The organism is Microtetraspora niveoalba, assembly GCF_001570405.1.
GTDB lineage: Bacteria > Actinomycetota > Actinomycetes > Streptosporangiales > Streptosporangiaceae > Microtetraspora > Microtetraspora niveoalba.
The window spans coordinates 136,519-146,407 of record NZ_BBYM01000022.1; the positions used below are offsets into that span (position 1 = coordinate 136,519).

The window sequence follows — 9,889 nt, forward strand, 5'->3', positions numbered from 1 at the left end:
TCGGGAGTGAAGCTCACCGCTGATCTCGACATTGCGAAGCTGGACTTCTGGGAGCGGCCCGTCTCCGAGCGACACGAGGCTTTCGCGTGGCTCAGGGAGCAGGAGCGTCCTTTGTTCTTCGCCCAGCCCAAGGTCCCCCTGGCGCGCGCGGGCAAGGGTTTCTACGCGCTCGTCCGCCACTCGGACGTGACCGAGGCGAGCAGGAACGGCGCGGTTTTCGCGAACAGTCCCGCGGTCACCAATCCAGAACCCCCCAAATGGGTGAAATACATCTACGGCGATTCGCTGGAGAACAAGGACGCCCCCGAGCACACCCGGCTGCGGCGGATCGTCTCCCGCGCCTTCGCCCCCCGCATGATGGCGCGGCTGGAGGAGCCCATGCGGCGGCGCGCGGCGGACGCCGTGGACGCCCTCGCCTCCGCCGGCGGGGGCGACTTCGTCGAGCTGGTCACGCAGACGTACACCACCCACGTCGTCTGCGACCTGCTGGGCATCCCCGAGGAGGACCGGCCGCGGGTGCTGGGCTGGGTCCGCGACACGGTGGAGTACCAGGCGGTGCGCAGCGACCCCAAGGGCATGCTGCGGCACGCGTACAAGAACACCAGGGCCACCTTCGGGTTGCGCAACCTGGTCATCCGGCTGGGGCGGCAGCGCAGGAGGCAGCCCGGCGACGACGTCATCTCCGCGCTGGCCTGCGCCGACGTCGAGGGCGAGCGGCTGACCGGCATGGAGCTGGGCGCGTTCTTCCTGCTCCTCGTGGTGGCCGGCATCGACACCCCCGGGCACACCATGTCGCACGCCCTCGCGCTGCTGAGCGAGCACCCCGAGCAGCGCGAGCTGCTGCTCTCGGACTACGACCGGTACATGCCGGGCGCCGTGGACGAGATCGTCCGCTACGCCTCGCCCATCACCCAGCTCCAGCGCACCGTCACCCAGGAGTACGAGCTGCGCGGGCAGCGCCTCGCCCCCGGCGACAAGGTGGTGCTGTTCTACAACTCCGCCAACCGGGACGAGCGGGTCTTCACCGACCCCGGCGTCTTCGACATCACCCGCGGCCCCAACCCGCACGTCGCCTTCGGCGGGCCGGGCGCCCACTACTGCCTGGGCGCCCACCTGGCCAAACGCGAGCTGGCCGTGCTCTTCCAGGAGCTGTTCACCCGCCTGCCGGACATCCGGCTCGCCGGGCCCCCCGAGCCCATGGTGTCCACGTTCAACCACGCGATCCGGCGGCTGCCCGTCACGTTCTCCTCAGCCGCGCGTACGCCTTGAGCACGCGGTCGGCCTTGTCCCGCAGGAACGGGTCGGCCAGCACGGTGTTGCGGAGCTTCCGCACCGGCGCGCTGGCCGCCCAATGCAGGGCCGCTCCCGGGGACGGCCGGGCCACCCGGCCCTCGGCCACCTCCAGGTCGCGGGTCTTCAGCTTCTCCTTGTAGTCCTTCTCGCCCCGGCCCATGTCGATCAGCGTGAGGCCCGTCGCGGCGAAGTCCTTGGCGATGTCCAGGTGCATGACCATGCCGGGGGAGTACCGGGAATACTCGACGTCGTAGGTCGGGAACCACATGCACAGCCGGGTCCCGGTGCGCAGGCCGAAGTGCCCGGCGATCAGCCGCTCCCCGGCGTACAGGAGCGACAGGGAGCCGGCGAAGCGGTCGGTGCGGATCGTGTGCAGCCGCTCCACCAGCTCGACGATCCACGGGTGCGCGAACCTGTCCATCCGGCCGGTACGGCGGTACTGCGCCGACTTCCAGCCGAGCAGCTCGCGCAGCGCCGCGCCGTCGGACGACTCGGCGACGTGCCGCACCTCGCCGACCTCCCGGCCGAGCCGCCCCCGCTGGTAGCGCGTCATCTTGTGCGTCTTGGGCGAGCGCCGCCGCAGCGTGGCGAGGTACGCGTCGTACCCGTCGGCGATGTCGATGGCCGGGGAGGGGAAGCGGGCCGCGTGATGGGGGGCGAACATCGGCTGCCCGGGGTGGAGGTGGTCGAACTCCCACGTCGCGAGCCCGGAGGCGCGCAGCAGCCGCCGGGCGTCGAGCTCCAGCCCCTGGGCGTACACCATGCCCTGCAGGTCGGTGAGCCCCGCGCCGACCGGACGGCCGATGCCGAAACGGTGTTTCTCGAACGGAAAGAATCCCGCGATTCCCGAACCGTCGCTCACCACGGCGACCCGCACGTATGGGCGCAGGGCCCCGACGCTCCGGACGAACTCGGGGGACAGAAAAGGATTGTCCTGCTCCGGATCCGCGTCCTGGAACTTCCGCCATCGATCCAGTTCCGGTTCGCCGAGATCATTGGGGTGGATCACAGAAATCTGCACCACGCCATAATCTCGCTTTAAACCCGATAAGCGCCGCGAAACGGCCGCAAGGTCTATCTCGCGTGGATATTCTTTCGCGCGTGGGACGGCACTCGACCGGTACGGTGTCGCGGCCGCGCTGGCCGCTCGCCGCCGGCCTGGTCGTGGTGACGGTCGCCGCGATGGCGGCGATCCTGGGCGGCGCGGCGGCCCGGCGCTCCACCGGCTCGGGAGAGACGAGGCCGCCGGTGCGGGCGGCCGCCGAGGTGACGCCGCTCTCCTTCGACGTGGCGGCGCCCCCGCCCGGGCGCTGGCCGCGCTGGGGCATGACCCACACGCAGTACAGCGCGACCGAGGACGAGCCCGCGGCCGCCGCACGGGCGCGCGAGGCGCTCCGCGACGTCCCCGTGGTGCAGAACCAGCACATCATGGGGTTCGGGGCGGGCAACCCGGAGCCCGAGCCCGGGGCGTACGACTTCTCCTCGCTCGACGAACGGGTGCGGCTCATGGCGGAGACCGGGGCCGCCCCCGTCATCACGCTCTGCTGCGCGCCCGACTGGATGAAGGGCGGCCGCCCCGGCGAGACCGACTGGAGCCTGCTGGAGATCGCCCCGCGCCACGAGCACTTCCCCGACTTCGCCCGGCTGGCCGCCGCGGTCGCCCGGCGCTACCCGGGCGTCCGCCACTTCATCGTGTGGAACGAGTTCAAGGGCTTCTGGGACGGACCGCGCCGGGAGTGGAACGCCGCCGCCTACACCGAGCTGTACAACCAGGTGTACGACGCGCTCAAGGCGGTCGATCCGGCGATCAAGGTGGGCGGGCCGTACGTGCCGGTGTCGAGCCGGGCCGGGGGCGCGGCCGCCTCCGAGGTCTCCGGCCCCTGGGGCGCGGTGGACCGCAAGGTGCTCAAGGCGGTGGACTACTGGCTGCGGCACAAGCGGGGCGCGGACTTCGTGGTCGTCGACGGCGGGGTGACCTCCGAGGAGGGCCGGGCCCGGCCGGACGAGTTCGGGGCGCTCGGCAAGTTCGGCGCGATGACCCGCTGGCTGCGCGAGCGCTCCGATCTGCCCGTGTGGTGGGCGGAGTTCTACCCGCTGCCGTGCGCCTCCCTGGAGCCCGGCGGCGCCTGCCCGGCGCTCGGCTGGGACGAGCGGCACCGCACCGCCGTCATCGCGGCGGCGCTGGTCGAGCTGGCCGGGAGCGGCGCGCACACCGCGCTCTACTGGGACACCCACCGGCCGAAGACCCGCGACTGCCCCCTGTGCCTGTGGTCCGGCGACGACGGCGCCCCCACCCCCGCGCTGGCGCTGCTGCGGGACTTCGCCCGCTGGTTCCCGGAGGGCGCCGAGCCGGTCGAGGTGGACGTCTCGGTCCCCTCGGTGCGCGCGCTCGCGGGGGCGGGCCGGACGATCGTCGTGAACACCGCGGACGGCCGCGTGACCGCACGGGTGGACGGCCGCGACCTCACGCTGGAGCCGTACGAGGTGCGCTGGGTGGAGCGCTGACCGCCGCCCGGGTTCCTGGCGTCAGAGGCCGAGGCTGAGGAAGCGCTCCACCACGACGGCCGCCGCGACCAGCAGCAGAACGGCCGCGGCCCGGATGAGGCGGCGGCGGGTGCGCGGCCGGGGCGAGCCGGTCAACCGCATCGTCTCGGCCGCGACCAGCGTGCCGGTGTACAGGACGTAGGCGGCGACCCCCACGGGCGTCCAGGCCGTGGCGCCGGGCGGCGTCACGGTGAGGTCGGCGGCCGGCGGCACCGACCCGGCCGGCGGCCGGCGCAGCGCGTAGACCGCGGCGTCCCGGTTCGCGTACAGCGTGACGAGGTCGGGCGAGGCGGCCATGGCCGCCCGGATTCGGACGCCCCAGTCGCGGGGGAAGCCGTTCCCGAGCGGGTCGGTGACCTCCATCATGGTCTCCTGGCTGCGCGCGGCCAGCAGGAACGTGCCCGGTCCCGACTCGCGCAGCGCCGACACGACGGGCGCGACGTCGGTGGGATCGACCGGCGGCGAGACGCCCATCCACTCGATCCGCTCGACGTGCTTCTCCCGCCACGGGATCACGCTGTAGGCGGTGTCGCCGGTGACCGTTCCCGGCTCCTCCTCCGTCGGGGTCAGCATCAGGACGCGCGCGCTCGGCTCGTCGTGCGCGTAGATGTAGTCGAGCGCGGCGGCCTCGCCGGAGGTCACCCGTTCGAACTGCTCGTTGCCGTACTTGGCCACGTAGAAGCCGCCGGCGAGGCCGAGCACGGTCACGAAGGCGAGCGCCATCGGGACGCGGGCCCGCATCCGCACCAGGGCGGAGCGGGCCGGGCGGGTCTCGCGGACCTCGCGCAGCCGCACGCTGTCCGGCAGGCTCGGGAAGAACGCGTACGCGGCGAGCAGGCAGGCGCCCGGCAGCATGAAGAAGTAGACGCGCAACCCCATCTCGCCGCCGTAGCTCTGCATCGCCATGGCGGACACCGGCATCACGGTCAGCACGAGGGCGACCCGGTCGACCACCTTGCGCCGCAGCCGGCGCAGCAGGCCGACCCCGGCGAGCAGCGCGAGCACGGCGGCGAAGCCGAGCCGCACCTTCAGCACGAGGGCGTGCAGCGGGTCGCCGGTCGAGGCCGCGATCCGGCCGGTGGTGTTGGAGGTCAGGTTGCTCACCAGCGACCCGAAGGCGCCGAACATGTCCCCGAGGTGGCCCGCCCAGTACGGCGTGGCCAGGTAGCTGATCCACGCGACGGCCATTCCGCCGACCAGCCAGGGCAGCGTGCCCAGCGAGCAGCGCCGTACGACCACCAGGCCGAGGGCGGCCGCGGCGATCATGAACGGGGTGATCTGGTGGCTGGCGGTGGCCGCGGCGCCGAGCAGGAGCAGCACGGCGAACAGCACGATCCGCGTCGTCGTGTCGGCGGGGCGGGAGGTGAACTCGCCGGGCTCGGCCGCGTCGAGGCGGCGCGCCAGGCGGCCGAACATCGTACGCGGCGGACGGCCGGCCTCGCCGCGCTCCTCCCTGCCGAACCAGGTGACGAGGATCGCCAGGAACAGCAGGTACATGAAGTACGTGGTGCCCTGCGGGGAGAAGTAGTCCTGGCCGATCCACTGGAGGGTGACGAACAGGATCGCGGCCAGCCACTTCGCCCGCCGGTCGGCGCGCATCCTGCGCAGGATCAGCAGCAGGGGCACCAGGTAGAGGATGTTCGCGGCGACCGGATACCAGTTCATGAACTGGCGGAGGTCGTCCATGCCCATCGCGCTGCCGGCGAAGGCGAACAGCGAGAAGAACCCGGGCCAGCTGAAGCGGGCGTCCAGGCCGGGCAGCGTCTCGCCGCTCCTCGCGATGAACTCCACGAACCCCGCGTGCAGCCACGCCGTCGGGAACCTCGGCTCCTGGGAGACCAGCGCCGACGCGCCGTGCAGGCAGAAGGTGACGGCGAAGAGCTGCGCGAGCAGCAGGACCGGCCGGTAGCGGCGCTGCGCCAGCGTCACGAAGAACGACACGACGAGCAGCGCCAGGCCACCGAGCGCCACCGGCGGGATGACGGAGACCAGGCCGAGGCCGTTCATCTCGGCGGCGTCGACGCCCGTCAGCCCGCTCGGCGGGCCCGCCATCGCGAACACGAAGATCGCGAACCCCTCGGCGGCGAGGACCGGCAGCACCCACCGCCGCGCGCGCTCGGGCCAGCCGCCCGCCGCGCCGGGGGCGGCCCGGCGGAGGGGGGAGACGAGGTCGCCGGCACGCTGGGGGATGGTGGCCACGAAGACCATCATGCGCGAGACCGGGCCGGCCGGGGCGCGTCCCGGGACGAGCAGCGCGTTCAGCAGGGACGGCGTGATCGCGAGCGCCACCGTGAGCTGCGCGCCCAGGAGGGCCGCGCCCACCCCGTTGATCCCCAGGCGGGGGAGCAGCAGGAACGTGCCGCCGAACGCGAGGACGCACATGGCGCCCTGGATGACCGCGAGCGTACGGGCGCGGCTGCGCGCCCGGAGCACGCCCAGGTAGATCTCGATCACCGCGCGGGGGATCGCGGCCAGCGCGATGAGCCGCAGCAGCGCCGTCGCGTGCGCCGCGTGCCCCGGGCCGAACACGGCCATCACGTACGGCGCGAGCACGACGATGACGAGCACGGCCGGGCCGAGGACCGCGAGCGCGCGGGCGAGGGCGCGGCGGGCGTTCTGGGCGAGCATGGCCCGGTCGAAGACCCCCTCCACGGTCAGTGAGGAGGCCATCGTGAAGGCCAGCATCTCCAGGATCCCGCCCAGCATCCCCGTGCTGTAGTAGTAGTTGTACGTCGTCGCGTCCACGTGGACGCCCACGATCACGGGCAGCAGGTACGTGATCGCGAGGATGAACGTGGAGCCCAGGTAGTCGCCCGCGAGGAACCGCCCCACGGCGCGCACCGTCGGCGGGGTCCGGTCCGCGGTGTCGCGCGCGTGGCGCGGGACGAGCCTGCGGAACATCAGCAGGTTGACCGGGAGCACGGAGAGCGCGACCGCGACCACCCACGACACCGTGATCCCCTGCGCGGGCAGGATCCCGGCCAGCGCCACCAGCAGCACGATCTTGACGAGGCTGGACCCGATCGTGCTGAACGGGACCCAGGTCGCCCTGCGCAGCCCGGTCAGCGCGACGTCCTGGAGGGTGAAGACGGCCCACACGAGCACCGCGCCGACGAACAGCGCCCCCGGGCCGAGCCCGGCCAGGTCGCGGTAGTTGTCCCCCCACCGGTCCAGCGTGAGCAGGAACACCACGGTCGCCAGGCCGGCCGCGGCGAGCGAGACGAGGTAGACCGTGCGGATGAACCGGCCGGTCGCCCGGCCGGCGTCCGGGATGAAGCGGGTCAGGGTGCCGACGAAGCCGAACGACGTGATCGCGGCGAGCAGGCGCATCGCCCCGATCGCCGCCATCGCCCGGCCGCCGTTCGCGGTGTCGTACAGGCGGGCCGCGAGCACCCAGTAGATCAGGCCGAGCCCGCCCGAGCCGATCGCGCTGACCATGAGCGCGTACGCGTTCCTGAGCAGGGGGTCGCGCAGGCCGAGCGTGAAGCGTGCGCCCAGAGCCGCGCGCCCCCGGTCCTCCCGTGGCACGTCGTCGGGCGTCGTGCGGGGGAGGATCTCAGTCACGGAGCTGCTTCCAGCGGTACAGCGGGTACCCCCACGTCGGGCTCGTCAACGGGGACGCGCCGCGGGCGGCGGCACGGCAAGATCCACGTGATTGTCCGGCAGGACACCGCCGCGCCGCAAGCGGAACCGCGAAGCGGCCGGGCCGTACGGACCGTCACGCGGCTCCCTGGTCGGCCGCGGCCGGAGGGGCCTGGGCCGGTGCGCGCGCGGGCACGGCGGACCGGCCCGCGCGCTCGCGCACGATGGTCTTGAGCACCCGCCAGCCGTCCCGGATCGCGCGCAGGTTGCTCGTCCCATGAATCCTGCTGCGCTCGTGGCTGGGGATCTCGTGCACCCGCAGCCCGGCCTTGGCGGCGCGGATGTTCATCAGCGTCTCGACTTCGAAACCGTCGCAGTCGAGGCCGAGCGCGTCGAGGTGCCGGGCCCAGAAGGCGTTGTAGCCGTAGCACAGGTCGGTGTAGCGGGTGCCGTAGAGCCGGTTGACCAGCGTGCTGAGCAGGAAGTTGCCGAACCGCCTGCCGGGTGTGATGTCGTCGCTCCCGCCGCCGCTGGCGAACCGCGACCCCTTGGCGTAGTCGGCGCCCGCGACGAGCGCGCCGACGAACCGGATGATCTCGCGGCCGTCGGTGGAGCCGTCGGCGTCGATCATCACGATGATGTCGCCGGTGCAGGCCGCGAACCCGGCCGCCAGCGCGTCGCCCTTGCCCTTCCCGCTCTGCTGGACCACCCGCAGACCGGGGCGCAGCCGCCGGGCCACGGCCACCGTGTCGTCCGTCGAGTTGCCGTCGACCAGGACGACCTCGCTGACCCAGCGGGGAAGGGTGGCGAAGACGTGCGGGAGGTTCTCGGCCTCGTTGAGCGCGGGGACCACGACGCTCACGCGGGGGGAGATCGCCATGTCAGGGGTCAAGCGGATGAAACCGTCGCTGGACGACTTGTGAGTTAATGTCGTTAAATGTGAGCGAGAGAGAGATTTGGTGCTCTCGGGGTTCATGTTATGTGGATCCTCCGGGGCATTCGGGACAGGGTGCTGACGGCGTCATCGGCGTGGCACATCGCCCGTCGCTTTCTGCGAGGACGTCGGAACGTACCTGATAGGTCTCGCGACGGCCCGGTCAGGTTGGCAGGGTGACCGAAAAAACCGCCGGAAAACGAGGGCTACGTTACATTCCTGATCTATAGCCCGGGTGGCCGATCGCGCGGTACGCCTTTTGCCGCGACTGCCCCGATTGCCGCTATTGCCGAACGGATCTCGCTCAATGCCCCCACCCTCGCCGAACTGGGCCTCCTGTGCCGACGCCAGGGCTCTGACCCGGAGGAAAGAAGAAACGCGTAACCCCGGCTGCGGCTGATCGTTGAACACATCTGACCAAGCGCATACTTGAGTGTCAACGCTGACGTCTGGGTTCGCCGCCCGGTTTACCCCGTTTCCGAATCGTGATCGAACCGTCGAGGACGACACGGGGCCGCCCGCGACGCCCGCCCCCGGCGCACGATCGGGCTCGCCGAAATCCGGGGCGGCCCGAGAGGTCGAGCCGCCCGGTGCCCGCCGCCCCCGGCGTGCGGTCGTCTCGTGCCGTTTCGGCGGACGACCGGGGCGGGCGGGGTGGTCAGCCGGTCACGTCGCGCCTTCCCAACGCCGGGCCGTGCTCGAACGGCACGGTTCTCCCGAGGAAGTCCGACCTGCCCGGCAGGGTGAGCCGCATCGGCGGGCGGCGCTCCAGCGGCACCGGCGGGGCGGCCTGCGCCGCCCGCGCCGCCAGGGCCGCCGCCTGCGTGGGGTCCTGGAACCGCGCGATGCGCCGGATCACCCGGCGGCGCAGCTCCGGCAGGTACGCGTAGAGGCTGTCCCCGGGACACGAGGTGGGGTTGAGGTCGCGATGGCCGACGATCGCCACCGTCGGGTCGAGCCCGTAGACCCCGCAGAGCCAGGCCGCGAGCCGGGTCAGCGCGACGATCTGGCGGTGCGGAGGCAACTCGGTCATGTACGTGCCCTCGGTCTCGATGCCTACCGTGTGGCTGTTGTGGTTGGCCGTGTGCGCGCCGACCACGTGCTCGCCGCGCGCGATGGCGGCCAGCGTGCCGTTCCTCCCCTCCATGACGTAGCCGCCGCGGCTGATCGTGAACTGCTGCCCGATGTCGTCCCAGCCGTTGCGGCCCATGTGGTAGCGCTGGATCGCCTGCGACAGCCGGTAGGCGGCACCGATCCCGGTGTCGGCGACGTTCGCGGTCGCCGTGTGGTGGACGACGATCCGGTCGGGCGCGTGGTCGACCACCTGGGCGGGTCGGCGTGGAGGCCGGGCCCGCCAGTCCCTCCTCGGGTGGATGCGCGGAGGTGTGGCCAAGGCCATCCCCGCCGTGAACCGGGCGATCGGCGTCGCCTGCGCCGTCGCTGCCGCGGGCACGACCCCCGCGCCCGCCGTGCCCGTTCCGGCCGTTCCCGCGGTGAGCCCCGCGGCCGCCGCGCCGGCGCCCGTCACACCCGCAC

The 9,889-nt window shown here is 72.5% G+C and carries 6 protein-coding genes; 2 read left to right on the forward strand and 4 right to left on the reverse strand.

Annotation, left to right across the window (positions count from 1 at the left end; all coding sequences use genetic code 11):
- Positions 1-6 precede the first annotated feature (6 nt).
- Positions 7-1,269 (forward strand): cytochrome P450, encoded by a 1,263-nt coding sequence (locus AWQ70_RS22835; protein WP_084517635.1) that lies wholly within the window; start codon positions 7-9, stop codon positions 1,267-1,269.
- Here the strand turns inward: AWQ70_RS22835 and AWQ70_RS22840 are convergent.
- Positions 1,238-2,314 carry a GNAT family N-acetyltransferase gene (locus tag AWQ70_RS22840; RefSeq protein ID WP_067179411.1) on the reverse strand — a complete coding sequence of 359 codons (1,077 nt, stop codon included), beginning with the start codon at positions 2,312-2,314 and terminating at the stop codon, positions 1,238-1,240. The genes AWQ70_RS22835 and AWQ70_RS22840 overlap by 32 nt on opposite strands.
- Before the next feature lie 80 nt (positions 2,315-2,394).
- Here AWQ70_RS22840 and AWQ70_RS22845 point away from each other — a divergent pair, with 80 nt between their 5' ends.
- Positions 2,395-3,798, forward strand: a complete 1,404-nt coding sequence (locus tag AWQ70_RS22845; RefSeq protein ID WP_067179365.1) for a GH39 family glycosyl hydrolase — start codon at positions 2,395-2,397, stop codon at positions 3,796-3,798.
- A 21-nt stretch (positions 3,799-3,819) separates the two neighbouring features.
- Here the strand turns inward: AWQ70_RS22845 and AWQ70_RS22850 are convergent, their stop codons facing one another.
- The 3 genes from AWQ70_RS22850 to AWQ70_RS22860 form a co-directional block, all read right to left on the reverse strand.
- On the reverse strand, positions 3,820-7,401 hold the full coding sequence (locus AWQ70_RS22850) for a lipopolysaccharide biosynthesis protein (RefSeq protein WP_067179367.1): 3,582 nt from the start codon (positions 7,399-7,401) through the stop codon (positions 3,820-3,822).
- A 154-nt stretch (positions 7,402-7,555) separates the two neighbouring features.
- Positions 7,556-8,311 (reverse strand): glycosyltransferase family 2 protein, encoded by a 756-nt coding sequence (locus AWQ70_RS22855; RefSeq protein WP_245647106.1) that lies wholly within the window; start codon positions 8,309-8,311, stop codon positions 7,556-7,558.
- Between the two features lie 700 nt (positions 8,312-9,011).
- The coding region (locus AWQ70_RS22860; protein ID WP_306303414.1) for a peptidoglycan recognition protein family protein at positions 9,012-9,889 on the reverse strand (878 nt) is incomplete at its 5' end.